Below are 26,371 nucleotides of genomic sequence, written 5' to 3'. Positions count from 1 at the left end.
GAAGTTACGGCTTGACCGCGGCCGCCCCGCCGTCGTCGATCACGTCCGCGACGCCGGGATCGCCCCGGTCCGCGACGTAGTCCGACGGGTGCGTCGTGTCCTGCCCGTCCGCGACCTTCAGGGCCCGGAACACCAGCGTCAGCACGATCACCACGATCACGTTCAGCACGAACGCGGTCAGCGCGATGTACGCCTGCGTGTCGGTGAACGGGATCTTCGCCAGCGAACCACCGAAGTGCTTCTTGGTCGCCGGGTTCACCACGTTGTACGCCGAGATCGTGCCGAACACCATCGCCACCGCCCAGCCGATCAGCAGGGCGTACTTGTGGAACCAGCGGGTGTACAGCCCGACCACGATCGCCGGGAACGTCTGCAGGATCCAGATCCCGCCGAGCAACTGCAGGTTCAGCGCGATCGTCTTGTCCATCGCGAGCACGAACACCAGCGCGCCGACCTTCACCAGCAGGGACGCGAGCTTGGAGACCTTGGCCTCCTGGGACGGTGTGGCCTCCGGCTTGATGAACGCGCGGTAGATGTTGCGGGTGAACAGGTTGGCCGCCGCGATCGACATGATTGCCGCCGGCACCAGCGCGCCGACCGCGATCGCCGCGAACGCGATCCCCGCGAACCAGGACGGGAACTCCTGGTCGAACAGCCGCGGGATCGCCAGCTGCGGGTTCGCCAGCCCGTCCAAGCCCTTCACGTTGACGTTCGCCTTGATCGCCATGAAGCCGAGCAGGGCGAGCAGCCCGAGCAGCAACGAGTACGCCGGGAGGATGGCCGCGTTGCGCCGTACCACGTTCCGCGTCTTGGTCGACAGCACGGCCGTCACCGAGTGCGGGTACATGAACAGCGCCATCGCGGAACCCAGACCCAGCGTCCAGTAGGACACGTAGCCCGCGTCACCGGGGATGAACGACCCGGTCGGCTTGCCGGTCACCGGGTTCGGCTTGGCCATCTTGTCCTGGGCCGCCTTGAAGATCCCGTCCCAGCCGCCGAGCACGTGCGGTAGGTAGAAGATCGCGACCAGGATCACCACGTAGATCAAGAAGTCCTTGACGAACGCGATCATCGCCGGCGCCCGCAGACCCGACGAGTACGTGTACGCCGCGAGCACCGCGAACGCGATCAGCAGCGGGAGGTCCTTGGCCAGCGTGTTGTTGCCGCCGAGGCCCATCGTCTCGAAGACCGCCTGCATACCGACGAGCTGCAGCGCGATGTACGGCATCAGGGCAAGGATGCCCGTGAGCGCCACCGCCAGCGAGAGCAGCTTGCTGCCGTACCGGCCCTGGACGAAGTCGGCCGGCGTCACGTACCCGTGCCGGTGCGAGACCGACCACAACCGGGCCATGAAGATGAACACGATCGGGTAGGCAACGATCGTGTACGGCACCGCGAAGAAGCCGCTGATCGCACCGGTCGCGTACATGGCCGCCGGTACGGCGATGAAGGTGTACGCCGTGTACAGGTCACCACCGAGCAGGAACCAGGTGATGAACGTACCGAAACCGCGGCCGCCCAGACCCCACTCGTCGAGGTTGTCGAGCCGGCCGACGCTCCGCCAGCGGGCCGCCATGAACCCCATCACGGTGACGGCCGCGAAGATCACGATGACGATGATCAACTGCACCCAGTCGACCTTGGTGTTCACTGGTCACCCTCCTTCTCGGGGTCACCGAGTCCCTGGGCCGCGCGGCGCTTACGCTCCTCGGCTCGGACCAGGCGGTAGCTGATACTGACCAGGACGGCGGACAGGAACACCCAGAGCAGCTGGTACCAGTAGAAGAAGGGGAACCCCCACAGGTGCGGGTCCTTCTTGGCGTACGTCGGTACCAGCAAGGGCACGACGATCGCCACCAACAGGAGTACTCCGGAGATCCAGTACGCGGGTTTGACCGCGGACAATCGGGACACTGCAAACCTCCTCGGGACACAGCAGGCGCACCGGAGCACGCTACCGTCCGTCCGGACGGGCGGCCAGACCAACAGGCCGTGCCCGGATAACGAAAAAGGCATGGTCATCGTTGCCCGAGGCACAGGCCGGCGAAGAGGTCTAGGAAGTCGTCGCGGGGCGGTAGATGTAGGGCTGCGAGGCCTGCACCGCCTCGGTGAGCATCAGCAGCATGTCGGCGCGGGCCTCGATCGGGCGGCCGAAGAGTTCGTCGTCGCCGGGGATCGGGAAACCCTTCACACCGATCGCCAGCTGGCTGAGCAGGACGTGCAGCACACCACGGGCGTTGAAGACATTCGGTGACGGCCACTCCGGCAGCGTCTCGTGCATCAGCGGCTGCTGGCCGGCGGTCGCGGCGATCGGCTTCAGCCAGCGTTCGAGCTCGTCGCTGGTCAGCATGTTCCGGTGCAGGATCGTCATCACCGCGTGCGCGACCCGGTCGTGCTCCTCGTGCACCCAGCGGTACGGCGTTTCCTTGACGATCCGGTCCGCGAGTACGTCGAGCAGTGCGCGCAGGACGCCGGCGTCGCAGTGCCGGGAGCGTGCCAGCGCACCGATCGCGTCGGCGCCGTGGGCAACGGCATGTGCCCAGCCGCAGTCCTGGACGTACCCGCGCAGGTCGCGTTCGCGCAGCAGCCAGGTGGCCAGCCGGTCGCCCCAGCGCATCACCACCTCGTCGTGCACGAGGAACTCGGCGTTGTCGCGGTGGATCACCTCCGCCAGTGTGAGCGCGGTGAACGAGCGCCGGAACACGGTGTCCGTACCGTCCTCGCCGAGGCCGTAGTTCAGTCCGGCGCAGAGGCCGTCACCGAAGCCGGGCAGCAGATCGTCGTACACCCCGCGCTCGAGCCAGGTGGCCAGCGTCGGGTACGCGAGCGCGTCGCGGACCTGCGGGTTGGTGCTGGCCAGCCCGCGGACCAGTTCCTCGGTGAGATCGGTCAGCGTACGGTCGTGCGGTACCGCGTAGTCCGCGGCCATCACGTCCTGCCAGTACGTCGACTCCACCCGAGCATCCTTTCACGTCGCTGAACAATCAACACCTACATACACCCTCTTGTCGAGCGAACCACCGGCGCGCCTGGTATAAGCCAATCGATACCATCGAGCCGTGCCGTCTTTGACCGATGTGGCGCGGAACCACACCACGCTCGACCAGGCCGACCTGGATCGTCTGCAGCTGCTCGTCTCGGACTGGCAGATGCTGGCCGACCTGTCGTTCGCCGACCTGGTGCTCTGGCTTCCGGACACCGAGGGGCTGGGGTTCTGGGCGGGTGCGCAGATGCGCCCGACCACCGGACCGACCGCGTACCTCGACGACATCGTCGGCAGCTTCATCCCGCGCGGCCGCCGGCACCTGCTCGACCAGGCCTACGACGGCGGCCGGATCTGCCGCGAGGGCGACCCGGAATGGCGTGACGACGTACCGGTCCGGGTCGAGACCATCCCGGTACGCCGAGGCTCCCGGGTGATCGCCGTGATTGCGCGGAACACCAACCTGCTCGGCGTCCGGACCCCGTCGCGGCTGGAGATCGCGTACCTGCAGAGCGCGACGGACCTGGCCCGGATGATCACCGACGGCGTGTTCCCGTACGGCGGGGAACGCCTGCTGTCCACGACCCCGCGGGTCGGCGACGGCTGTATCCGGGTCGATCGGCACGGAATGGTGACGTTCGCCAGCCCGAACGCGTTGTCGGCGTACCGGCGAATGGGGCTGGTGACCGACCTGGTCGGCTCCCGGCTGAAGGACGTCACCGCGGACCTGCTGCAGTCCGGGCACAAGGTCGACGACGTGCTGGCGTCGGTGGTGACCGGGCGTGCCGCCAAGGAGATCGAGATCGAGAACTCCGACGCGACGCTGTTCCTGCGGGCGATCCCGCTGCGGTCCGACGGGCAGCATGTGGGTGCACTGATCCTGCTCCGGGACGTCACGGAGCTGCGCAGCCGGGAACGGGAGCTGGTCACCAAGGAGGCGACCATCCGGGAGATTCATCATCGCGTCAAGAACAACTTGCAGACGGTCGCCGCGTTACTGCGGATGCAGGCGCGCCGGATCACCGTTCCCGAAGGGCAGGACGCGCTTGCCGAGGCGGTCCGCCGGGTCGGGTCGATCGCGATCGTGCACGAGACGCTGTCGGAGTCGTTCGACGAACATGTGGATTTCGACGACGTCGCCGACCGGGTCGGTGCGATGGTCGCGGACGTGTCGACGGTCGCGACGGTGGTGGAGACGCGGCGCAAGGGTTCGTTCGGTGTACTGGACTCCGAGGTCGCCACGCCGTTGGCGATGGTGCTGACCGAGCTCATGCAGAACTCCGTGGAGCACGCGTTCGGCACGCGCGACGGGGAAGCGGCGAGCGGCACGATCGAGCTCACCGCGGAACGTTCGGTCGGCCGCCTGCACCTGACCGTGATCGACGACGGCAAGGGGCTGCCCGCCGACTTCGACTCCGAGCTGTCCGGCAACCTCGGCCTGTCCATCGTCCGCACGCTGGTGATCGGCGAACTCGACGGCACCCTGGAATTCGGCCCCCGCCACGACGGCAGGACCGGCACCCAGATCACCTTGGACATCCCGGTCAAGGACTAGAAATACAAAGGCCCCGCGGTACTTTTCCGCGGGGCCTCGAAAGAGGACTTGCTCAGGCGGTGCGAATGCGTTGGCGGGCGTTGCGGCGCTTCAGCGCACGACGCTCGTCCTCGCTCAGCCCGCCCCAGACACCGTGGTCCTGGCCGGCTTCCAGCGCCCACGCGAGGCACTGCTCACGCACGTCGCAGCGACGGCACACCTGCTTGGCCTCCTCGATCTGCATGATCGCGGGCCCGGTGTTGCCGATGGGGAAGAACAGTTCCGGGTCCTCGTCGAGGCATACGGCCCGGTGGCGCCAATCCATGGCGGATCCCATCTCTCTCAGTAGTTGACGTAAGCTGACGGGTAGGTCTGTGCCCAATCAGCGGTGCTGTACTCGTCGGTTCGTGAGGCACGGGGTTTGGTGCCGCGTCTTGTTGTGAACGCTTTCACGAACGAGACCATGTTCCCAATCTTGGCGGACCGAAACAAGGGTTATGCAGTTGTCGATCCGATCACAACGCTTCCTTAACACTTCGAACTGGCACGCAGCGGCTCTCTCCATCCGGTAATCGGACGAAGCGGCCCGTCTGCAAGTACCCGTTCACTGCAGGTAACCGTTCCAACCATCTTTTGGTTACGCAGAACCTCAAATCCCTGTAGGGCAGAGGGTCGCGTGGCCGCCCGGGACCGGCAGCACTCACTAAGCTGGCGAAGTGCCGACCGACTCCCCAGTTGCCGCAGTCCCGAGACCGCTCAAGCTAGCCGCGGCAGTGGTCGCTGTGGAAGGGCTTGTGCTCATCGTTTTGGGAATTGCCCAAGCCTTGACGATCGACAGTGACCGGCTGGTACTCGGCGTCACGACGACGGCCTTCTTCCTGGTGTACGGCGTGGGGCTCGTCTTCGTCGCCGTCCGTGGCCTCTGGAAGGCGGCGCGCTGGAGCCGCGGGCCGACGGTGTTCACGCAGCTGATCCAACTGCTGGTCGCGTACAGCCTGTGGAGCGGCGGAACGAAGGCGGTCGCGATCGGCCTCGCCGTACTCGCCGTCGTGATCCTCGTGTGCGTGTTCCAGAAGGCCTCCACCGAGGCCCTGACCGGTGGTGACTCCAACGATCACCCGGTGCTTTAGCCCTATTCCTTGAGGAGTCCGGTCCGGAGTTCGGTCAACGTCCGGGCCAGCAGCCGGGAGACGTGCATCTGCGAGATGCCGATCTCCTCGGCGATCTGGGACTGCGTCATGCCGCGGAAGAACCGCAGCGTGAGGATGCGCTTCTCCCGGGTGTCGAGCTGGGCCAGCAGCGGTTTCAGCGACTCCCGGTACTCGACGCTCTCCAGCGCCTCGTCCTCGCCACCGAGGCCGTCCAGGACCGTCGTGGCGTCGGTCTCGTTCTGATCGGGAGCGTCCAAGGACAGCGTGTTGTAGGCGTTGGCGGACTCCAGACCCTCGATCACCAGGTCCGGTGAGAGCCCGAGCCGTTCCGACAGTTCGGCCACCGTCGGTGCGCGGCCGAGCTCCTGGGTCAGCTCCGCAGTCGCCGCGGTCAGCGACAACCGCAGCTCCTGCAGCCGGCGTGGCACCCGGATCGCCCAGCCCTTGTCGCGGAAGTACCGCTTGATCTCGCCGAGAATCGTCGGGGTGGCGTACGTCGAGAACTCGACGCCGCGATCGGAGTCGAACCGGTCGATCGCCTTGATCAGCCCGATCGTCGCCACCTGGACGAGATCGTCGTACGGCTCGCCGCGGTTGCGGAAGCGCCGGGCCAGGTGCTCCACCAGCGGCATGTGCAACGCCACCAGGGCGTCGCGCGCAACCGGGTACCCAGGATCACTCGGGCCCGCCGCCATCCGCTGGAACAGGTCGGCGGTTCGGGTCCTCAGATCAGGTGATTCCTGCGTCTGCTTGTCCGTCACAGGGTCTCCGTGGCGGAGGCGGTGGCCGTCACGGTAATGGTCAGCCGGCCGTCGACGGTCTCGGCGGCGGCCGACTCCACGAGCGCGGTCAGCACGGTCCAGCCGAACGACGTGGTGTCCGGCCGCCAGCCGTTCGGTACGACGGCACTCGTGCGCACGGTGAGCTGCGGCGGTGCGATCTGGAACACGCACTCCAGCACGCCGTCCGCAGACTGCGGCAGCAGCAGCGCACAGGCCTCGTCGACGGCGATCCGCAGATCGTCGATCGCGTCCAGCGTGAAGTCGTTGCGGGCCGCGAGGTTGCCCACCACCGACCGCGGTACGGCGATGTACGCGCTGTCCGCCGGGATGCTCAAGCGAACCTCGGCGGCTGCTGCGCTGCTACTCACGTCATCTCCCTCGGATCAACTCCACTCGCCGTACATCATCCAACCTCAAGGCGTTCGATGCACGGCGAACGGGGCCGATCGAGGCGGCAAAACCGACTACGGGTGTTCGTGTTCCGACCGCAGGCGGGTGAGGAAGGCCTGGGTGCGGGAGTGCTGCGGGTTGTTGATGACGTCCTTGGGCGGGCCGGCTTCGACGACGACGCCGCCGTCCATGAAGACGACGGTGTCCGCGACCTCGCGGGCGAACGCCATCTCGTGGGTGACCACGATCATCGTCATCCCGTCCAGCGCGAGCTCACGCATCACCGCCAGTACCTCGCCGACCAGTTCCGGGTCGAGCGCGGACGTCGGCTCGTCGAACAGCATCAGCTTCGGCTGCATCGCCAGCGCCCGCGCGATCGCCACCCGCTGCTGCTGACCACCGGACAGCTGCGCCGGGTACGCGTTGCAACGGTCCGCGAGACCGACCCGGTCGAGCAGCTTCATCGCCCGTTCCTTGGCGGTCTTCTTCGACTCCCGCCGGACCTGCGTCGGCGCCTCGATGATGTTCTCCAGCGCGGTCATGTGCGGGAACAGGTTGAACCGCTGGAACACCATCCCGATCTCACGCCGCTGCGCCGCGATCTCCTTGTTCTTCAGGCGGTACAGCTTGCCGTCGCGGTCGGCGTACCCCATCAGCTCGTCGTCGACCCAGATCCGGCCACCGTCGATCGTCTCGAGCTGGTTGATGCAGCGCAGGAAGGTGGTCTTGCCGGACCCGGACGGGCCGAGCAGGCAGACCACCTGGCCGCGTTCGACGTCCAGGTCGATGCCCTTCAGCACCTCGTTGTGGTGGAAGGACTTGGTCACGTTGACCGCATGGACCAGCGGCATCAGGCACCTCCTGCCCCGGCCGGGCGGGCAGCCCGCGGCCCACGAGGCGCCTTGGTCCCGAAGCCGCGACCGAAGTGCCGCTCCAGGAAGTACTGCCCGATCATCAGCACACTCGTCGCGGCCAGGTAGTACAGCGTCGCCGCGACCGCGATCGGGAACGTCTTGTAGAAGTTGCTGCCGATCGACTGCAGTTGGTAGAACAGCTCGCCGATCACCGGGACCGCGACCAGCAGCGAAGTGTCCTTCAGCATCGCGATCGTCTCGTTGCCGGTCGGCGGCACGATCACCCGCATCGCCTGCGGCAGCACGACCCGGCGCATCACCTTGCCGCTGCTCATGCCGAGCGCCTGCGCGGCCTCGGCCTGGCCCCGGTCCACGCTCATGATCCCGGCGCGGGCGATCTCGGCCATGTACGCCGCCTCGGACAGCCCGAGCCCGATCACACCGGCGACCAGCCCGGTGAAGACCTGGTTCGCGTCCAGGTTCAGGAACCGCCAGTCGCCGGACAGCCCGAACCAGTCGATCAGCTTCCAGTCGAACGGGACCCCGAACGAGATGCCCTTCGGGAACAGGATCCCGAGCGTGCCCATCGTGAACAGCAGGATGTAGCGCGGGATGCTCCGGAAGAACCAGGTGAACACCCACGAGACGCCCGACAGGATCGGGTTGTCCGACAGCCGCATGACGGCCAGCAGTACGCCGCCACCGACGCCGACGACCATCGACAGCGCGGTGACGAGCAGCGTGCCCTTGAGGAACCCGTTGATCACCGGCTGCTGGTTCATCGCCTGGAAGACGAACTTCCAGTCGAACGCGCTGTTGGTCACCAGCAGGTGGATCAGCATCGCCACCAGTACGGCGATCACCGCGATCGCCACCCAGCGGCCCGGATGCCGTACCGGTACGGCATCGATCGCGCCCGGCCGCTCGGGAGCGGCGTCCTGCGGCCGGGCCTCGGTTTCGGTGGTCATGACTCAGCTCACGGGTTGACGGCGAAGTTGGTGATGGCGCCGGAGTCGTTGTTCCACTTCTGCAGGATCGACTTGTAGGTGCCGTCGGCGTTCAGCGCCTGCAGTGCCTGGACGATCGCCTGCGCGAACGCGGTCTCCGGCTTCGGGATCACGTACCCGTACGGGGCGGCGTCGTAGATCTGGCCGAGCTGCTCGAGCTGGCCGTTGGTCTGCTTGATCGCGTCCAGTACGACGGGGGAGTCGGCCAGCATCGCGTCCGACTTGCCGGACACCAGGTCCGCGGTCGCCTGGTCCTGCTTGTCCCGCGGCAGCTCCTTGAAGGCCGGCTTGCCCGCGGACGTGCACTTCTTCAACCGGACCGGCAGGTCGTCCTGCTGCTGCGTCGTACCGGTCTGGACCCCGATGGTCTTGCCGCACGGGTCGTCGGCGCTGACCCCCTTCGGGTTGCCCTTCTTCACCGCCCACAGCGTGCCGGCGCTGAAATAGCTGACCATGTTGACCTGCTTCTTGCGCTCGGCGTTGATCGTGAACGACGAGATGCCCATGTCGTACTTGCCGCCCTGGACGCCGGTGATGATCGTGCTGAAGGTGGCCGGTTGCCACTCGACCGTGACGCCGAACTTCTGCGCCACCGCGTTGAACAGGTCGACGTCCATGCCGACGACGTTGGTCCCGCCCTGCAGGAACTCGTTCGGCCGGTAGGTCGCGTCGACGCCGACGACGATCTTGCCGGCGGCCTTGATCTTCGGCGGCAGCGAGCCGCTCAGGTCCGGCCCACTGCTCGACGGGGCGCTGGAGGGGGCGCTCGACGGGGCCGTTGACGGGGACGTGGACGAGCCCCCGTTCTCGAGGGAGTTCGAGCCGCAGCCGGCGGCCGCCAGAACCAGGACGCCGGACAGTACGAGCGCCCTTCGCAGGACAGACATCTGGTCCTCCAAGACTGGGCACCGGTCGGCCCGGTGCCGTGTGTCCGCATCTTGACACAGCGACCTGCGGACAGCGCACGGAGCAACCCGGAACAGAGACCTTTTCGTAGTCTGGCCGCCGCCACGCTGCGTATCCGTCGATCGCCCGTCTACGCAGCGTGACTGAGTGCGGTCTCAGCTCGTGGGTTCGACATGCGTCGGGTCGAGCACCCGGCGCAGGAACGTCCGGGTGCGTTCCTCCTTCGGGGCGCCGATCACGTCCGCCGGCGGGCCTTGTTCGACGATCACGCCGCCGTCCATGAACACCACCCGGTCCGCGACCTCGCGGGCGAACGCCATCTCGTGCGTGACGACCAGCATGGTCATCCCGTCCAGCGCGAGCTTGCGCATCACGGTCAGGACGTCGCCGACCAGCTCCGGGTCGAGCGCCGACGTCGGCTCGTCGAACAGCATCAGCGCCGGGTCCATCGACAGCGCGCGGGCGATCGCCACCCGTTGCTGCTGGCCACCCGACAGTTGGGCCGGGTACGCGTCGATCTTCTCGCTCAGCCCGACCCGCTCGAGGTTCGCGCGGGCCACCCGATCGGCGTCCTGCGCCGACCGTTTGAGAACGGTGCGCTGGGCAACGGTGCAGTTCGCCAGCACGGACAGGTGCGGGAACAGGTTGAACTGCTGGAACACCATCCCGATCTGCTGCCGGGCCGCGTCCAGGTGGCAGTCCGGGTCGGTGATGTCCTCGCCGCGGACGATCACCTGTCCTTCCTGCGGTGTCTCCAGCAGGTTCACGCAGCGCAGCAGCGTGGACTTGCCGGACCCGGACGGGCCGATCACGCAGACGACCTCGCCCTGCTCGACGGTGAAGTCGATCCCGCGCAGGACGTGGTTGCTGCCGAACGACTTGTGCAGGTTCTTGATCTCTACCAGTGCCATGTCAGCGGGTCCTCGCAGTTCTGGCTTCGAGGCGGCGGGCGAGGATGCCCAGCGGCAGGGTGATCACCAGGTAGCAGAAGCCGCAGACCACGATCGGGGTCAGGTTCGAGTCGGTGTTCGCCAGGTCGCGGCCGAACCCGGTGAGCTCGTACCCGTCCGCGGCGACACCGATCATGAACACCAGCGAGGAGTCCTTGACCAGCAGGATCAGGTCGTTGGTCAGTGGCGGCAGGACGATCCGGAACGCCTGCGGCAGCACGATCTTCCGCATCGCCAGCCCGGCCGGCATGCCGAGCGAACGGGCCGCCTCGACCTGGCCGCGCGGTACCGCCTGGATACCGGCCCGGATCACCTCGGCCATGTACGCCGACGCGACGATGCCGAGCGCCAGCCACACCACGCCGTACGGGTCCCAGGGAATCGTCATCCCCGGGAACGCCAGCGGCAGCAGGCTGAACGCGATGAACACCACGATCGCCGGCAGCCCGCGGAAGAACTCGATGTACGCCGTCGCGATCCACCGGTACGGGCCGACCTGGCTGAGCTTCATCAACGCCAGCAGGGTGCCGCCGCACAGACCGATGACGAACGCACCGGCCGTGTACTCGAGCGTCTTGACCAGGGCCTGCAGTACGCCGTTCTCGAACGTCGACCTGATGAAGGCCGGCCGGAAGAACACGCTGGCGATCTGATGCCAGTTCGCCGTGAACGCGGCCGCCACGACCAGGACGACGAGGATCGCGTACTGGATCCAGCGGGAGCGCTGGGCCCGCTGCCGCGGGCTCAGTCCCTTGCGCTCAACTGTGTCGATCTCGGTCGAGGTGCTCACTTCTTCGGCTCAACCCCGAACCACTTCTTGTAGATCTCGTTGTACTTGCCGTCGGACTTGGCCTTCTTCAGCAGTTCGTTGAACTTGGCCACCAGTTTCGGGCCGCTGCCGTCCTTGAGCGCACCGAAGCCGTACTGCTCGCCGGTGTTGAACTCGGCCGCGACCGTCATGTCCGGGTTGTCCTTGACGTAGTCGTACAGCACGCCGTTGTCGTTGATCGCGGCATCGACCCGGCCGGACTTCACGTTGTTCTCCTGCAGCGCGAGGTCGTTGAACGGGATCACCGTGTACCCGTTCGCCTTGGCGTTGTCGTCGGCGTACTTCTTGCCGGTGGTGTCGGCCTGCGCGCCGAGCTTCTTGCCGCGCAGGTCGGCCAGCGACTTGATGCCGGAGTCCTTCTTGGTCATCAGCACCTGGGTGGCGTCCATGTACGGGTCGGTGATGCTGATCGCGGCCTGGCGGGCCGGGGTGATCGTCATCGCGCCCATGCCCATGTCGCACTTCTTCGCCTGGAACGCGGCGCCCGAGGTGATCTGGGCCCACTCGATGTTCACCACGTCCTGCTTCACGCCGAGGTCGTCGGCGACCAGGTTGAGCAGGTCCACGTCGAAGCCGACGACGTCGCTGCCCTCCTTGTACTGGAACGGCTTGTACGGCAGGTGGGTGCAGACGGTCAGCTTGCCGGATTTGACCAGCGTGATGCCGGCCGCTTTGGCCTTGTCGTCGGATCCGCTGTTGCCGGAGCCGCCGCCGCAGGCGGTCAGGGCGAGCGCGAGCACGGCGACCGAGGCGACTGCCTGCGCCCGGCGCTTGCGGAGAGTGGGGACGATGTTCATCGCGGATTCTCCTCGACAGGGGTTGTGAATCACCGCATCCTGGCACACCTCGGGACGATGTGGGGCCCCTCACAGCAGACCAGTTGACGCTGTGGTTTACTCGTGACAGACGGGTGACCCCCTGGCAAAGGCGCCGTTCGACGCACCCTCATCGAACGCCCACCACAACACGTTCCGCTCGCTCTTTCCCGAAGGGTCCCCGTATGGTCGCCCAAGCTGTTGAGCCCGTTGTTCCCTCGGACGCCTACGCCGGTGATGCGGTCTTCGAGCTGCACCGCGGCGGCAAGATCGAGGTCACGTCGTCGGTCCATGTGCGCGACGCCGACGACCTCTCCAAGGCGTACACACCCGGCGTCGCCCGCGTCTGCACGGCGATCGCAGAGGACCCGTCGCTGGTCCGGCGCTACACCTGGAAGTCCAACGTGGTCGCGGTCGTCACCGACGGCACCGCGGTCCTCGGCCTGGGCGACATCGGCCCGGCCGCGTCGCTGCCGGTGATGGAGGGCAAGGCGCTGCTGTTCAAGGAGTTCGGAGGCGTCGACTCGGTGCCGATCGCGCTGGACTGCACCGATGTGGACGAGTTCGTCGAGACGGTCGCCCGGATGGCGCCGACGTTCGGCGGCATCAACCTCGAGGACATCTCCGCGCCGCGCTGCTTCGAGATCGAGCGCCGGCTGAAGGAGCGCCTGGACATCCCGGTCTTCCACGACGACCAGCACGGTACGGCGGTCGTCGTACTGGCGGCACTCCGGAACGCGCTCCGCGTGACCGGCAAGCGGATCGAGGACATCCGCGTGGTGATCTCGGGCGCCGGCGCGGCCGGGGTCGCGTGTGCGCGGATCCTGCTGCAGGCCGGCGTCGGCGACCTGGCCGTGGTCGACAGCAAGGGCGTGCTGCACGAGGACCGCGCCGACCTCAACCCGGTGAAGCTGTCTCTGGCGCGCGACACCAACACCGGCGGCCTGTCCGGTCGTCTCGTGGACGCGCTGGCCGGTGCCGACCTCTTCCTCGGCGTATCCGGTGGGACCGTCCCGGAGGAGGCCGTCGCGCGAATGGCGGACGACGCGATGATCTTCGCGCTGGCGAACCCGACGCCCGAGGTGCACCCGGACATCGCGCACCGGCACGCCGCGGTGGTCGCAACCGGCCGCTCCGACTTCCCGAACCAGATCAACAACGTGCTGGCGTTCCCCGGCATCTTCCGCGGCGCCTTCGACGCCAACGCCAGCCGCATCACCGAAGGCATGAAACTAGCCGCCGCCGACGCCCTCGCGAACCTCATCGCGCCGGAGGACCTCCGCCCCGACTACATCATCCCGTCCCCCTTCGACCAACGCGTCGCCCCAGCCGTCGCAACCGCCGTAGCAACCGCCGCCCAAACCGACGGCGTCGCCCGCCCCTGAGTGGGGTTGGTGCGGTTCGGGTGGGGGGAGTCGCGGTGATGTCGGTTACTGAGGGCCAGACAATGAAGGCCTAGGGTGGTTTGCATGCTTGCTGCCTACGCTGCCAAGTTCGATGCCGACAACCCGATCGCCGCGTTGGAGGTGGGGGAGCGGCCCGAGCCGACCGTGCCCGAGGGGTGGGTGACGATCGACGTACGGGCGACTGCGCTCAACCACCACGACCTGTGGTCGCTGAAGGGGGTCGGGCTGGCCGAGCAGAACCTGCCGATGATCCTCGGCTGCGACGCGGCCGGCGTGGACCCGGACGGCCAGGAGGTGGTCGTCCACGCGGTGGTCTCGGACCCGGCGTGGAAGGGCGACGAGACGCTCGACCCGAAGCGGTCGCTGCTGAGCGAGCGGTACCAAGGCACGCTGGCGCAGAAGGTCGCGGTGCCGGCGCGCAACGTCGTACCGAAGCCCGCCGGGATGTCGTTCGAGCAGGCGGCCTGCCTGCCGACGGCCTGGTTGACGGCGTACCGGATGCTGTTCACGCAGTCCGGGCTCAAGCCAGGCGACACCGTGCTCGTGCAGGGCGCGGGCGGCGGGGTGGCGACGGCCCTGATCACGCTGGCGCGTGCGGCTGGGATCCGCGTGTGGGCGACGTCGCGCGACGAGAGCAAGCGGGCCCGCGCGGTGGAGATCGGCGCACACGAGTCGTTCGAGTCCGGAGCGCGGCTGCCAGAGCGGGTCGACGCGGTGATGGAGACCGTCGGCCAGGCGACCTGGTCACACTCGCTGAAGTCGCTGAAGCAGGGCGGCACGCTGGTGATCTCCGGCGCCACCAGCGGCCAGGCCCCGAAGTCCGCCGAGCTCAACCGGATCTTCTTCCTCCAGCTCCGCGTCCAGGGCTCCACGATGGGCACCCGCACCGAACTCGCCGAGCTCGTCCAGTTCATGGAGAACGCGGGCATCTCCCCTCACATCGACTCGGTCCTACCCCTGGCCGAGGCCCGCGCCGGCTTCGAGAAGATGAATGCGGGCGACGTCTTCGGCAAGATCGTCTTTACTGTCTGAATGCAGCCCGAGATCAGGTTGGCCGCGGTCGAGGACGCCGAGGCGGCGGCGTGGTGTCACCTGTTGTGCTGGCGGGAGGCGTACGCCGGGCTGGTACCGGACGACGTGTTGCTCGAGCGTACGTCGGACATCGACGCGCGGGTGTCGCGCTGGCGGGCCAACCTGGCTGAGGGCCGGGCGCGGTGGATCGCGGTGAATCCGGGGGCGCCCGTCGAGGACCGGGTGGCCGGGTTCATCGGTACCGGGCCGGGGCGGGACGAGGACTCGCCGGTGCCGTTCGAGCTGGAGGCGATCTACACCCGGCAGGCGTACTGGAAGACCGGCCTCGGCACCCGGCTGCTGGAGGTTGCTGTCGGCAAGCAGCCCGCGTTCCTCTGGGTCTTCGAGGGAAACGAGCGGGCCCGCGCCTTCTACCAACGGCACGGCTTCGAACCCGACGGCACCGGCAGGCACGACCCCTACTTCGACCTCTACGAGATTCGCATGGTCCGTCACTAAGTTTCACGGCTGAAACATTCGCGTCGCACGTGGGCAACGAGGCGGGGTCAGGCTGTTCCTACCCGCCCGAGCGACGAGGAGCAGCTGATGAGGCCTACTTTGACGGTCATCGTGGACCCGGCCGACAACTGGATGGCGAGGGCCGCCTGTGTCGGCCACGCGCCGTCGTACGACGAGACGGCCAGCCAGTGGGAGCAGCGCAAGGCGCAGGCGATCTGCCTGACGTCCTGCCCGGTGATCGACCAGTGCCGCGAGTGGGCCCGCCGGACCAAGTTCACCGGCACCGCGGCCGGCGAGAAGTTCCTCTCCGGCCGGCGGCGCGGCCGCCCCGGCCCGCAGGAACGCCGTACCCGCCCGCTGATCGAGGAGCAGCAGGCCAGCTAGGCGTCGACGAGCTCGCGTTCGGCCTCGGCGACGGCTGCCGTACGGCGGAACGGGGCGGTGATGGTCTGCGTCAGGTACTTGCGGTTGTGGATCGCTGCGCCGATCGCGAGGACCAGGTAGACCACGCTGATCACGTACCGCCCGGTCTGGCCGGGCACGGCGAACTGGACCGCGAACAGGCCCAGCAGGGTGAAGGCCGCCCAGCGGGGGAAGCGCAGGCTGAGGAGGATCGCGATACCGAGCAGGGTCTGGGTAGCGGTCAGGAGGAACTCCTCGACCTGACGACCGTCCAGGTGCAGCGCGGCGCCGCCGCCACCGATCCCGTACGCGATCGGCAGGCTGCCGATCAGCAGCGTCCACTGGTTGACCTTCGCGGAGATCAGCAGGCCCAGCGCGGCCGCGCCCTTGCCCTGCCAGGCGAACAGGATCGCCACGATGAACTCCGGCGCCTCGGACGCCAGCGGTGCCAGCCATTGCACCAGCAGGAACTGGTCGATCCCGAGCGCCTGACCGCCGGCGACCAGCGAGTCCGCGAACGGCTCCGCGGCCGCCAGGATCACCCCGGCCGACACCAGGAACATCGCGGTCACGACGATCCGGCGCTGCAGTTGCGGTAGTGCGCCGATGGTCGCGGCCGGGCCGATCAGGTCCGGCTCGTCGTCGTGGTCTGAGGTCGCTGCGCGGTAGAGGTAGAAGGCGAAGAACGCGAGCAGCAGGATCCCGAGCAGCAGGTGGATCTGTCCGGTCACCGGGATCACGAACGCGACCACGCCGGCCACCGCGAGGAAGCCGAGCTCCCGGCGGTATCCGGAGTCGAGGACCAGGGACTTCACGGTGCGTCCGCTGCGCCGCGAGGCGACGTACAGGCTGATCAGGACGACGGCGGACCAGCCGAGGCCGAGCAGCAACCGGTTCGACCCGGTCATGTTGGCGGCGGCGTACTGCACGTAGTCCGGGTTCGAGCCGGCGGTGTGGGCGAAGTACAGGTCGACGGCGTACTCCGGCAGGACCGCGATCACCGCGAGCAGCGCGATCGCCAGACCGCCGGAGATGTCCATCTCCGCGGCCTCCGCCGCCCAGGCCAGCACGAACGACGCGGCGACCACGGCGAGGCCGAAGATCGCGATCGACGCCAGCGCCGGGGGATGGGTGCCGGTCAGCCTGAGGGCGACCGCGGGGATCGCCGCCAGGAGCAGCAGGAGCACAGGGCGGACCGCTCGGAACATGGTTCCAGCCTGCCACCGTTTTGATACTTTCGCAATTGCGAAAGTGTGAGACCGTCGTCACCACGGCCCGGCGCGCTGTCCGCGGACACCTCGGCCAGTCACAATGACTGCGCGATGACCAACCCTGAACCGACGAAGGCGCAGCTCGAATCCGCCGCGGGCACCTTCGCCATGCTCTCCGCTCCGGTCCGGCTGCACCTGGTGTCGCTGGCCGCGCAGGGGGAGTACGACGTCGGCACCCTGGCGGAACGCGTCGGCGTGAGCATCGCCACCGCGAGCCAGCACCTCGGCAAACTCCGCCTGGCCGGCATCATCACCGCCCGCCGCGAAGGCCGCCGCCACATCTACACCGTCGACGACCCGCACGTCCTCAACCTGGTGGACCAGATCTTCGAACACATCGCCCCCGACGGCTCCCTGGCCCCCGACCCACCCCGCCGCACGAGGCCACCCCACACCGACTAGAGGATGTGCCGCAGATACCGCTCAGGTGCCTGCAGGTACGCCTTCCAGTTCTGCACGAGCTCCAACTCGTCCCAGGTGGTACGCCGCAACCCCCACTCACCCACCTCGACGATCCTGGCGCCCGGCAACGAGCAGACGACCGGCGAGTGAGTGGCGCACAACACCTGCGCCCCACCCGCGGCCAGCTCGCCCAGGACCCCCACCAGCGCCAAACTGGAGCTGAACGACAGAGCCGACTCCGGCTCGTCGAGGCAGTACAGTCCAGGGCTGTCGAAACGGCTTCGCAAGACCTCGAGGAATCCTTCGCCGTGGGACAGCTCGTGGAACCGCGGGTCGGTCGGGTTGCCGGGGTTCTGTTCCAGGTAGGTGTAGTAGCCGTGCATCGTTTCCGCGCGGAGGAAGAAGCCCCAGCGGGGGGCGCCGGCGCCGCGGGTCAGTTGTAGGTGGGTGGCGAGCGGCGACTCGGTTTCGCGGGTGGTGAGGCGGGCGCCTGTGGAACCGCCTTCGGGAGACATACCGAAGGCGATCGCGATTGCCTCGACGATGGTGGATTTGCCGGCGCCGTTCTCGCCGACCAGGAACGTCACGCCTGGGTCCAGGTCGAGGCCGTCGGTCAGAAGTTGGCGTACGGCGGGAATCGTGTGCGGCCAGTGGCCGGATACGCGAATGCCCTTCGCCGCGGCGACCCGGCGTACGGGTTGCGTGGCGAAGGGCATTCGGTCAATTTACTCGTCCTCGTCGTCCAGCCTGGCGAGCCAGGTGGCGAAGCGTTCGACGGGGGTCTCGAACTCGGGGTTCAGGTCGACGAACTCGCGGAGTCGCTCGGCGACCCAGGCCAGCGTGACATCCTCCTCGCCACGCCGCTTCTCGAGTTCCTCGATCCCGCGGTCGGTGAAGTACATGTCAGCTGAACGCCTGCTTCAGCAGCGTCGCCTGCTCGGTGCCGTGGACACCGTGCGAGCCGACCGCCGGAGCGGACATGGCCGGCCGGGACACCCGGTAGAACGGCTTGCCGCCCAGGTGCTCGGTCAGGTTCAGCGCCATGAACGGCCACGGACCCTGGTTCGCCGGCTCGTCCTGCACCCAGCGGATCTCCGTGGCGTTCGGGTACTTCGCCAGCTCGGCCACGACCTCGTCCGCGGGCAGCGGGTACAGCTGCTCGACCCGGACGATCGCGGTGCTGATCTTGTCCGGCTCGACCTTCTTCCGCTCGGCGAGCAGGTCGTACACGATCCGGCCCGACGCCAGGATGACGCGCTCCACGGCGTCCGCGTTCGCCTCCGCCTCGGCATCGCCGAGCACCGGCCGGAAGGTGCCGTGGGTCAGCTCCTCCGGCTGCGACACCGCCTCCTTGCGCCGCAGCAGCTGCTTCGGCGTGAAGACGATCATCGGCACGTGCTCCTCGCCGAGCGTGTGCCGGCGGAGCAGGTGGAAGTACGACGCCGGCGTCGACGGCTGCGCGACGGTCATCGCGTTCTCGGCGCACAGCTGCAGGAACCGCTCGATCCGGGCCGACGTGTGGTCCGGGCCCTGGCCCTCGTACCCGTGCGGCAGCAGCAGGACGACGCCCGACTTCTGGCCCCACTTCGCCTCACCGGACGAGATGTACTCGTCGATGACCGACTGGGCGCCGTTGACGAAGTCGCCGAACTGCGCCTCCCAGAGCACCAGCGCCTCCGGACGGGCAACGGAGTACCCGTACTCGAAGCCGAGGGCGGCGTACTCGCTGAGCAGCGAGTCGTAGACGTAGAAGTTCGCCTGGTTGCCCTCGTCCAGGTGCTGCAGCGGGACGTGGTCCTGCCCGTTGACCCGGTCGATGACAGCGGCGAACCGCTGGACGAACGTACCGCGGCGGCTGTCCTGACCGGCCAGCCGGACCGGCCGCCCGTCGAGCAGCAGCGAACCGAACGCGGTGATCTCCGCGCTGGCCCAGTCCAGCGGGCCCTCGGTGATCGCGTGCGCCCGGCGCTGCAGCTGCGGCTGCACCTTCGGGTGCACGGTGAAGCCCTCGGGCAGCGTGGTGTACGCGTCGGCGATCTTCTTCAGCGTCTCGCGGCTGATCGCGGTCGCGTCCGGGCCTTCCGGCTTGTCCGGGTAGACCGGGACGGTGACGTACGGCGCCGGCGTGTCCGGCTCGTTCTTCGCGTCGCGAACCTCCGCGAACACCCGCTCGAGGCGCTGCTGGAAGTCCTGCATCGCCTGCTCGGCCTCTTCGATCGTGATGTCGCCACGACCGATCAGCGCCTCGGTGTACAGCTTGCGGACCGAGCGCTTCTGCTCGATCAGGTCGTACATCAGCGGCTGGGTGAAGCTCGGGTCGTCACCCTCGTTGTGACCGCGGCGGCGGTAGCAGACCAGGTCGATGACGACGTCCTTGTTGAACGCCTGGCGGTACTCGAACGCGAGGTCCGCGACCCGGATGCAGGCCTCGGGGTCGTCGCCGTTCACGTGGAAGATCGGCGCCTGCACCATCCGCGCGACGTCGGTGGAGTACATCGACGAGCGGGACGAGGCCGGCGAGGTGGTGAAGCCGACCTGGTTGTTCACGATCACGTGGATCGTGCCGCCGGTGCGGTACCCGCGCAGCTGGGACAGGTTCAGCGTCTCCGCGACCACGCCCTGGCCGGCGAAGGCCGCATCACCGTGGACCAGCACCGGCAGCACCGGGAACGCGGCGCCGCGGTCCAGGATGTCCTGCTTGGCCCGGACGATGCCCTCGAGCACCGGGTCGACGGTCTCCAGGTGCGACGGGTTCGCCGCCACCGAGACCTTGATCTTGTCGCCGAACTCGGAGACGAACTCGCCCTCGGCGCCCAGGTGGTACTTGACGTCACCGGAGCCCTGCACGGTCCGCGGGTCGATGTTGCCCTCGAACTCGCGGAAGATCTGGCCGTACGACTTGCCGACGATGTTCGCCAGGACGTTCAGCCGGCCGCGGTGCGCCATCCCGATCGCGACCTCGTCCAGCCCGGCGCCGGCGGCCTCCTCGCAGAGCTCGTCGAGCAGCGGGATCGTGGTCTCCGCGCCCTCGAGCGAGAACCGGCGCTGACCGACGTACTTGGTCTGCAGGAAGGTCTCGAACGCCTCGGCCTCGTTCAGCTTGGCCAGGATCCGCAGCTGCTCCTCGCGCGGCGGCTTGGTGTGCGGCCGCTCGACCCGCTCCTGGATCCACTTGCGCTGCTCGGGGTCCTGGATGTGCATGTACTCGATACCGGTGGTCCGGCAGTACGAGTCGCGCAGGATGCCGAGGATCTCGCGCAGCTTCATGAACCGCCGGTCGCTGCCGCCGAACGATCCGGTGGCGAACTCGCGGTCCAGGTCCCACAGCGTCAGGCCGTGGGTGGCGACGTCCAGGTCCGGGTGGCTGCGCTGCTTGTACTCCAGCGGGTCGGTGTCGGCCATGATGTGGCCGCGCACCCGGAACGCGTGGATCAGCTCGAGGATCCGGGCCTGCTTGCTGATGTCCTCCTCGTGGCTGTGCGGGAGGTCGGCGGCCCAGCGGATCGGCTCGTACGGGATCCGCAGGCTCTGGAAGATCTCGTCGTAGAAACCCTCCTGGCCGAGCAGCAGCTGGTGGATCCGGCGCAGGAACTCACCCGACTGGGCGCCCTGGATGATCCGGTGGTCGTACGTCGAGGTCAGCGTCATCACCTTGCTGACCGCGAGCTTGGCCATCGTCTCCTCGGCCGCGCCCTGGTACTCCGACGGGTACTCCATCGCGCCGACGCCGACGATGCAACCCTGGCCGCTCATCAGCCGCGGCACCGAGTGCTGGGTGCCGATCGTGCCGGGGTTGGTCAGGCTGATCGTGGTGCCCTGGAAGTCCGGCAGCGCGAGCTTGTTGTCCCGGGCCCGCCGGACGATGTCCTCGTAGGCCATCCAGAAGTCGGCGAACGTCATCTCGTCGGCGCCCTTGATCGACGGCACCAGCAGCTGCCGGGTGCCGTCGGGCTTCTGCATGTCGATGGCCAGGCCGAGATTGATGTGGGCCGGCTGGACGAGCGTCGGCTTGCCGTCGGTCTCGTCGTACGACGCGTTCATCTCCGGCAGCGTCTTCAGCGCCTTGACCAGCGCCCAGCCGATCAGGTGCGTGAACGACACCTTGCCGCCGCGAGCGCGCTTCAGGTGGTTGTTGATGACGATCCGGTTGTCGATCAGCAGCTTGACCGGCACCTGGCGAACGCTGGTCGCGGTCGGCACGGAGAGGCTGGTCTCCATGTTCTGCGCGGTTCGCGCCGGGGCCCCGCGGAGGATCTGCCGCTGCGTGTCGGCGCTCGTCGCGGGTGCGGCCTTGGGCTGGGCGCTGGGCGGCTGGTTCACCGTGCCTCCGGTCGGGGCGCCGGACTGGGCCGGTGCTTGCTTGGCTGCGGGCTGCTGCTGCGGTGCCGTCTGCGCGACGGCCGGCGTCGGCGCGGAGGGCTGCGCGGCCGCGGTCGTCGCGGCGGGCGCGCTGGAGGCGGGCGCGGCGGCAGCGGTGCCGCGGCTCGGCGCCTCGGGCGTCTTGTTGTCCGATACCGCGTCCGGACGGGGCGCGTCGGCCGGGGTGGTGGTCACCGGCTTCGCTGCACCATCAGGGTTGTACGTCTTGAAGAAGTCGAGCCACGCCGGATCCACCGAATTCGGGTCCTGCTGGTACTTCTCGTACAGCTCGTCGACCAGCCATTCGTTCGCACCGAAGGCTGCTAGGGGATTGGTGTCTGATGGCTCGGTGGCCACTTGGCAGTTCGCCTCTTCCGATTTCGGGTCCGGTAGCACGGTTGGTTAATGCTGATGTTATGGGTGGTGCCCCATGCAAAGGCTAATAGCACCGCGACCACTTCCACAGCCGGGGACCACCGGACCAGTGTGTCGAGTGGTCGGGCCTTGGCGGGCCGATCCATCAGCGCCTGAAACACTGCTCACAAAGGTGTTTCAGGCCACACCCGTTCCTCTCATCGCGGCCCGCTGCGGAGAGCGACGGCCGGTGCTGCGGGACGCCTTGCAGGGGTGGAATTCCGGCCCACTGTCCGGGCCGCTTTCAGGGTCCGCCGGGTGGCCTGTTGAGCGCGGCTGCCCACTGTATGCAGTTGCACACTCACCGGCCGCGATGATCAGGACCGTGCAAAAGTGTGGCCAACGTCACGCTCGAAATCAGTCCACCTGGGCATGATTGGCCTTCATCGGTTACTGAGTCGGCGGACCAGCTTGAGCCCGGACCAGGTGGCGTCGATCGCGCACACCTTGACGTCGACAACGCCGAGCGGGAGCGCGAGCTCGCGGATGCCGTTCTCGTCCAGATCGGTCGGCACGCCGGAGGAGCGCTTCGGCCAGGCGGTCCAGATCATCCCGGCGGTCGCGGTCCGCGGCAGCAGGACCGGCAGCCGCTTCGCCAGCCGGGCCCGGTCGGGACAGAACATCAGCACGACGTCGTACGGCGTGCGGCCGAGGCGCCGGGTGAGCGCCGTACCGTCCGGAAGTCCTTCGACGGCGAAACCGGGCGGGGCGTTGTCGAGCAGCACGAGGTGGTCGGCCTTGATACCGAGCTTGGCGGCCAGTGGTTTGCCCGAGTACCCCGGTGTCGCGCTCATGAGCGGATCGTAGACACCCCTTGCGGGGGCATACTGACGAAATGGCGCTGACGGATGAGGCGATCGTCAAGATCAAGGGGATGATCACCTCGGGGGAACTCGGGCCGGGGGATCGGCTGCCGAAGGAGGCGGACCTGGCCGCCCGGCTGGGGCTGTCGCGGAACTCGCTGCGGGAAGCGGTCAAGGCGCTCACGCTGGTGAACGTGCTCGACGTCCGGCACGGTGACGGTACGTACGTCACCAGCCTCGACTCGGCTCACCTGCTGGACGCGCTGAGCTTCATGGTCGACCTGCACCGCGACGACTCGATACTGCAGTTCTTCGAGGTACGGCGGTTGCTCGAGCCCGGTGTCGCCGCGCTGGCCGCGAGCCGGATCACCCCGGAGAAGATCACCGAGCTGCGGCTGCTGTGCAGCGACCTGGCCGCCGACGCCGGCGTCGAGGAACTGGTCGCGAACGACCTGCAGTTCCACCGCGGGATCGCCGAGGCGACCGGCAACCAGGTGGTGTGCTCGCTGCTGGACGGTGTCTCCGGCGCGACCCAGCGGGCCCGGATCTGGCGTGGCGTCACCCAGGCCGGTGCGGTCGAGCGGACGTTGTCCGAACACGCCGCGATCCTGGACGCGATCGAGAGCGCCGACGCCGAGGCGGCGCGCGCCTGGATGACCGCCCACATCGCCGGCGTCGAGACCTGGCTACGCAAGGCGCCTTAGGGGTACAGCGGAGGTATGGCTTTTGAGCCGCCGCCACCACGAAGCGCGTTGACGCTGCGGATCGTGCTGTCGGCGTTCGGGCTGGTGCTGTTCGCGGTGAGTACGGCGCTCGCGGTCGGGTACGACCTGCCCGCCGGCTGGGTGATCGTCTTCGGGTTGTTCACCGGGGTGGCGTTCGTCGACCTGGTGGTCGTTGCCTGGCGCAAGTACTCGGAAAACGGTTGATCGGTCCCGGCCGGGTCCGTAAGCTTCTGCTGTCATATTCCCGACGTCAGGGGTTCGAGTTGTCGAACTGAGGCTCTCGCCTTCAACCGATCGACCGCCACCGTCGCGTGCGCGGTCTCGTCCGAGACCTCAGCTGGAGTTGACAACTCATGAGCTTTTCCCTGTCCTGTACCGATCTCTTCTTCGCCTGGCCCGACGGCGAGGCGCTGTTCGACGGTCTGACGTTCGTGGCGGGCCCGGTCCGCTCCGGACTGGTCGGCCGCAACGGCGCCGGCAAGTCGACGCTGCTCCGGCTGATCGCCGGCCGGCTCACCCCGCAACGCGGGGCGATCCGGGTCAGCGGCGAGCTCGGATACCTGCCGCAGGACCTGACCCTCGACACCTCGTTGCGGGTCGATCAGGCCCTCGGCATCGAAACGGTCCGCCGGGCGATCACCGCGATCGAGTCCGGTGACGCGTCCGAGCAGAACTTCGCGATCGTCGGCGACGACTGGGACGTCGACGAACGCGCCGAGGCGCTGCTCGGCAAGCTCGGCCTCGGCGCGGTCGGCCTGGACCGCAGCGTCGGCGAGCTGTCCGGCGGCGAGACGATCCTGCTCGGGCTTGCGGCCGAGCTGCTCCGGCGTCCCGACGTACTGCTGCTCGACGAGCCGACCAACAACCTCGACCTGCGGGCGCGGCGGCACCTGTACGACGCCGTCGACCAGTTCCGTGGTGCGTTGCTGATCGTGTCGCACGACCGGGAGCTGCTCGACCGGGTCGACCAGATCGGCGACCTGCGCAAGGGCGAGGTCACCTGGTACGGCGGCAACCTGACCGCGTACGAGGAGGCGGTCGCGGTCGAGCAGGAGGCCGCGGAGCGGATGCTCCGGGCGGCGGAGGCCGACGTACGCAAACAGAAGAAGGACCTGATCGACGCGCGGATGAAGATGGACCAGCGCCGCGCCCGCGGGCAGCGCGCCTTCGAGCAGGGCGGGATCCCGAAGATCGTCGCGGGCGGGCTGAAGCGGGCGGCGCAGGTGTCGGCCGGCAAGCACCTCGGGATGCAGTCCGAGCGGCTCGAGTCCGCGCAGGAGGCGCTCGCGGACGCCGAGGACAAGGTCCACGACGACGAGACGATCCGCGTCGACCTGCCGAAGACCGCCGTACCTGCGGGTCGGGTGGTGCTGCGGCTGGCGGACCACGTACTGCGGACCGGGGCGCACGTCGACCTGGAGATCCGGGGTCCGGAGCGGATCGCGCTGACCGGGCCGAACGGTGCCGGGAAGACGACGTTGCTGCAGTCGATCGTGGCGGGGGAGCTGCCCGCGGTGCCGTTCCGGTACCTGCCACAGCGGCTCGACCTGCTGCGCGACGACCTGTCGATCGTCGACAACCTGGCGTTGCTGGCTCTGGGGACGGAGAACCAGGAGCGGCGGGCGCGGTTGGCACGGTTCTTGTTCCGCGGGCGGGCGGCGGATCAGCTCGTCAGGACGTTGTCGGGTGGTGAGCGGTTCCGGGCGACGCTGGCGGCCTTGCTGCTGGCGGAGCCGCCCCCGCAGTTGCTGATGCTCGACGAGCCGACGAACAACCTCGACCTGGCGAGCGTCGGGCAGTTGAAGGACGCCCTCGCGTCGTACAACGGTGCCCTCGTGATCGCCAGCCACGACGTACCGTTCCTCCGCGAGATCGGAATCACCCGCTGGCTCGAGCTGACCCCGGAATCGCTGACCGACATCGATCCGCTCTAGCGGCTCTGTCTGCAGACAGAGGTAAGCGAGGTCTCCAGGCAGACGCGGTACCCCCGGGTCTGCCTGGACCGTGGGTGCATGAAAACAACGCGTGAGATCGTCGCCTACCTGACCATCGCCTACCTGCTCGCGCTGGCCATCGCGCTCGGCCTGCCGCACGCGCATCTCAACCTGTTGCTCAGTGTCATGGTCCCGACCGTGACCGTCGGCATCCTGACCTTCACCGTCACGCCGCGCGGAAGCCGCCGCGCTCTCTGGCGCGGGATCGGGCTGAGCAGGGCCGGTTTCCGGTCGTGGCCTGCCGCGGTCGTAGTACCACTGCTGCTCTGCGGCGGCGCGTACGGTACGGCGCTGCTGGTCGGTGCCGGAACGCTGCACCTCGGTCGTTTCTCGGCCGGGTGGTTGGTCGATCTGGTGATCGCGCTGGTGGTTCCGACCGCGATCATCCTCGGTGAGGAGATCGGTTGGCGTGGATACCTGCTGCCGCGGTTCCAGCAGTTGACCGGCCGTCGGCGGGCCGCTGTCGTGACCGGTTTCGCCCACGGCTGTTTCCACCTGCCGCTGATCCTGATCGCCACGACGTACGACACCGGCGGTGCGCGGTGGATCGTCGCGCCGTGTGCCGTGCTCACGATCACCGCGGCCGGTGTGCTCTACGCGTGGCTCTGGGACCGCTCGAAGACTGTCTGGCCGGTCGCGATCGCGCACAACGTGGCGAACACCGTCTTCGACCTCGGTGCCTCGGCTGTCGTCGCGACCTCCGGTTCGAGCCTCGCGTACGTCGCCGGTGAGACGGGGTTCGCAACCCTCGGGGCCTGTGCCGTGATGGCGCTCGTGCTGCTCCGCTGGTCGCGGGTCTGGCGGACGCCTGCTGCGTCGACCGAACCGCAGCCAGTCCAGGCCGTGCGCGCGTAGTCTCCGGAT

Annotated in this window: 28 protein-coding genes; 11 read left to right on the top strand and 17 right to left on the bottom strand. The window is 68.1% G+C overall.

Translation table 11 applies throughout. The annotated features are described in order from the left end of the window. Positions 1-4: 4 nt before the first annotated feature. The 3 genes from mctP to FB475_RS05825 all read right to left on the bottom strand — a co-directional run bounded on the left by mctP (position 5) and on the right by FB475_RS05825 (position 2,956). On the bottom strand, positions 5-1,651 hold the full coding sequence (gene mctP, locus FB475_RS05835; RefSeq protein ID WP_185759095.1) for a monocarboxylate uptake permease MctP: 1,647 nt from the start codon (positions 1,649-1,651) through the stop codon (positions 5-7). Continuing rightward, entirely contained in the window at positions 1,648-1,914 is a 267-nt protein-coding gene (locus FB475_RS05830; RefSeq protein ID WP_141853237.1) for a DUF3311 domain-containing protein, read from the bottom strand. The genes mctP and FB475_RS05830 overlap by 4 nt, the downstream gene beginning before the upstream one ends. 139 nt (positions 1,915-2,053) lie before the next feature. Beyond that, the gene (locus FB475_RS05825) at positions 2,054-2,956 is read right to left on the bottom strand and encodes a DUF2785 domain-containing protein (protein ID WP_141853235.1); all 903 of its coding nucleotides are present in this window, start codon (positions 2,954-2,956) and stop codon (positions 2,054-2,056) included. Between the two features lie 103 nt (positions 2,957-3,059). Here FB475_RS05825 and FB475_RS05820 point away from each other — a divergent pair, with 103 nt between their 5' ends. After that, complete coding sequence (locus FB475_RS05820) at positions 3,060-4,538, top strand: sensor histidine kinase (RefSeq protein ID WP_141853233.1); 1,479 nt, start codon at positions 3,060-3,062, stop codon at positions 4,536-4,538. Between the two features lie 52 nt (positions 4,539-4,590). Here FB475_RS05820 and FB475_RS05815 read toward each other — a convergent pair whose 3' ends face one another. Next, complete coding sequence (locus FB475_RS05815; RefSeq protein ID WP_130383822.1) at positions 4,591-4,842, bottom strand: WhiB family transcriptional regulator; 252 nt, start codon at positions 4,840-4,842, stop codon at positions 4,591-4,593. A 499-nt stretch (positions 4,843-5,341) separates the two neighbouring features. Between FB475_RS05815 and FB475_RS05810 the strand changes: the two genes are divergently transcribed. Beyond that, entirely contained in the window at positions 5,342-5,647 is a 306-nt protein-coding gene (locus FB475_RS05810) for a hypothetical protein (protein ID WP_141853231.1), read from the top strand. A 2-nt stretch (positions 5,648-5,649) separates the two neighbouring features. On the opposite strand, the gene FB475_RS05805 is transcribed toward FB475_RS05810, so the two are convergent. The 8 genes from FB475_RS05805 to FB475_RS05770 form a co-directional block, all read right to left on the bottom strand. Next, positions 5,650-6,429, bottom strand: a complete 780-nt coding sequence (locus FB475_RS05805; RefSeq protein ID WP_141853229.1) for an RNA polymerase sigma factor SigF — start codon at positions 6,427-6,429, stop codon at positions 5,650-5,652. After that, a complete protein-coding gene (locus tag FB475_RS05800) occupies positions 6,426-6,818 on the bottom strand; it encodes an ATP-binding protein (protein WP_141853227.1) in 393 nt (130 codons plus the stop codon). The genes FB475_RS05805 and FB475_RS05800 overlap by 4 nt, the downstream gene beginning before the upstream one ends. Positions 6,819-6,914: 96 nt before the next feature. After that, positions 6,915-7,691: an amino acid ABC transporter ATP-binding protein gene (locus FB475_RS05795; protein ID WP_141853225.1), complete on the bottom strand. Its 777-nt coding sequence runs from the start codon at positions 7,689-7,691 to the stop codon at positions 6,915-6,917. Then, positions 7,691-8,662 carry an amino acid ABC transporter permease gene (locus FB475_RS05790; RefSeq protein ID WP_141853223.1) on the bottom strand — a complete coding sequence of 324 codons (972 nt, stop codon included), beginning with the start codon at positions 8,660-8,662 and terminating at the stop codon, positions 7,691-7,693. The genes FB475_RS05795 and FB475_RS05790 overlap by 1 nt, the downstream gene beginning before the upstream one ends. Before the next feature lie 8 nt (positions 8,663-8,670). Further along, entirely contained in the window at positions 8,671-9,588 is a 918-nt protein-coding gene (locus FB475_RS05785) for an ABC transporter substrate-binding protein (protein WP_141853222.1), read from the bottom strand. A 174-nt stretch (positions 9,589-9,762) separates the two neighbouring features. Then, on the bottom strand, positions 9,763-10,518 hold the full coding sequence (locus FB475_RS05780) for an amino acid ABC transporter ATP-binding protein (RefSeq protein WP_141853220.1): 756 nt from the start codon (positions 10,516-10,518) through the stop codon (positions 9,763-9,765). A gap of 1 nt (position 10,519) precedes the next feature. Next, positions 10,520-11,347 (bottom strand): amino acid ABC transporter permease, encoded by an 828-nt coding sequence (locus FB475_RS05775; RefSeq protein ID WP_238331983.1) that lies wholly within the window; start codon positions 11,345-11,347, stop codon positions 10,520-10,522. Beyond that, positions 11,344-12,183, bottom strand: a complete 840-nt coding sequence (locus FB475_RS05770; protein WP_141853218.1) for a transporter substrate-binding domain-containing protein — start codon at positions 12,181-12,183, stop codon at positions 11,344-11,346. The genes FB475_RS05775 and FB475_RS05770 overlap by 4 nt, the downstream gene beginning before the upstream one ends. 203 nt (positions 12,184-12,386) lie before the next feature. Here FB475_RS05770 and FB475_RS05765 point away from each other — a divergent pair, with 203 nt between their 5' ends. The 4 genes from FB475_RS05765 to FB475_RS05750 all read left to right on the top strand — a co-directional run bounded on the left by FB475_RS05765 (position 12,387) and on the right by FB475_RS05750 (position 15,521). After that, positions 12,387-13,586 carry an NAD(P)-dependent malic enzyme gene (locus FB475_RS05765; RefSeq protein WP_141853216.1) on the top strand — a complete coding sequence of 400 codons (1,200 nt, stop codon included), beginning with the start codon at positions 12,387-12,389 and terminating at the stop codon, positions 13,584-13,586. 84 nt (positions 13,587-13,670) lie between these two features. Continuing rightward, positions 13,671-14,639 (top strand): zinc-binding dehydrogenase, encoded by a 969-nt coding sequence (locus FB475_RS05760; RefSeq protein WP_141853214.1) that lies wholly within the window; start codon positions 13,671-13,673, stop codon positions 14,637-14,639. Continuing rightward, entirely contained in the window at positions 14,640-15,137 is a 498-nt protein-coding gene (locus FB475_RS05755; protein WP_141853211.1) for a GNAT family N-acetyltransferase, read from the top strand. Between the two features lie 87 nt (positions 15,138-15,224). Beyond that, a complete protein-coding gene (locus FB475_RS05750) occupies positions 15,225-15,521 on the top strand; it encodes a WhiB family transcriptional regulator (RefSeq protein WP_141853209.1) in 297 nt (98 codons plus the stop codon). On the opposite strand, the gene FB475_RS05745 is transcribed toward FB475_RS05750, so the two are convergent. After that, positions 15,518-16,747, bottom strand: a complete 1,230-nt coding sequence (locus tag FB475_RS05745; protein WP_141853207.1) for a sodium:proton exchanger — start codon at positions 16,745-16,747, stop codon at positions 15,518-15,520. The two genes, FB475_RS05750 and FB475_RS05745, sit on opposite strands and share 4 nt — an antisense overlap. A gap of 114 nt (positions 16,748-16,861) precedes the next feature. On the opposite strand from FB475_RS05745, the gene FB475_RS05740 reads away from it, so the two are divergent. Further along, a complete protein-coding gene (locus tag FB475_RS05740; RefSeq protein ID WP_141853206.1) occupies positions 16,862-17,212 on the top strand; it encodes an ArsR/SmtB family transcription factor in 351 nt (116 codons plus the stop codon). On the opposite strand, the gene FB475_RS05735 is transcribed toward FB475_RS05740, so the two are convergent. From FB475_RS05735 to FB475_RS05725, 4 genes are all read right to left on the bottom strand, one after another. After that, positions 17,209-17,928: an AAA family ATPase gene (locus FB475_RS05735; RefSeq protein ID WP_141853204.1), complete on the bottom strand. Its 720-nt coding sequence runs from the start codon at positions 17,926-17,928 to the stop codon at positions 17,209-17,211. The genes FB475_RS05740 and FB475_RS05735 overlap by 4 nt on opposite strands. A gap of 9 nt (positions 17,929-17,937) precedes the next feature. Next, positions 17,938-18,114 carry a DUF6104 family protein gene (locus tag FB475_RS36650; protein ID WP_185759093.1) on the bottom strand — a complete coding sequence of 59 codons (177 nt, stop codon included), beginning with the start codon at positions 18,112-18,114 and terminating at the stop codon, positions 17,938-17,940. Position 18,115: 1 nt separating this feature from the next. Then, on the bottom strand, positions 18,116-21,928 hold the full coding sequence (locus FB475_RS05730) for a multifunctional oxoglutarate decarboxylase/oxoglutarate dehydrogenase thiamine pyrophosphate-binding subunit/dihydrolipoyllysine-residue succinyltransferase subunit (RefSeq protein ID WP_185759091.1): 3,813 nt from the start codon (positions 21,926-21,928) through the stop codon (positions 18,116-18,118). 440 nt (positions 21,929-22,368) lie between these two features. After that, a complete protein-coding gene (locus FB475_RS05725) occupies positions 22,369-22,779 on the bottom strand; it encodes a DUF3052 domain-containing protein (protein ID WP_141853200.1) in 411 nt (136 codons plus the stop codon). 41 nt (positions 22,780-22,820) lie between these two features. On the opposite strand from FB475_RS05725, the gene FB475_RS05720 reads away from it, so the two are divergent. From FB475_RS05720 to FB475_RS05705, 4 genes are all read left to right on the top strand, one after another. Beyond that, positions 22,821-23,492 carry a FadR/GntR family transcriptional regulator gene (locus tag FB475_RS05720; protein WP_141853198.1) on the top strand — a complete coding sequence of 224 codons (672 nt, stop codon included), beginning with the start codon at positions 22,821-22,823 and terminating at the stop codon, positions 23,490-23,492. A gap of 15 nt (positions 23,493-23,507) precedes the next feature. Next, positions 23,508-23,717, top strand: a complete 210-nt coding sequence (locus FB475_RS05715; RefSeq protein WP_141853196.1) for a DUF6343 family protein — start codon at positions 23,508-23,510, stop codon at positions 23,715-23,717. A gap of 149 nt (positions 23,718-23,866) precedes the next feature. Continuing rightward, positions 23,867-25,447 carry an ABC-F family ATP-binding cassette domain-containing protein gene (locus FB475_RS05710; protein ID WP_141853194.1) on the top strand — a complete coding sequence of 527 codons (1,581 nt, stop codon included), beginning with the start codon at positions 23,867-23,869 and terminating at the stop codon, positions 25,445-25,447. 78 nt (positions 25,448-25,525) lie between these two features. After that, positions 25,526-26,362, top strand: a complete 837-nt coding sequence (locus tag FB475_RS05705) for a CPBP family intramembrane glutamic endopeptidase (protein ID WP_141853192.1) — start codon at positions 25,526-25,528, stop codon at positions 26,360-26,362. Positions 26,363-26,371: the final 9 nt, after the last annotated feature.

This window comes from Kribbella jejuensis (assembly GCF_006715085.1).
Classification (GTDB): domain Bacteria; phylum Actinomycetota; class Actinomycetes; order Propionibacteriales; family Kribbellaceae; genus Kribbella; species Kribbella jejuensis.
This window is presented reverse-complemented; position numbering and strand designations above follow the sequence as displayed.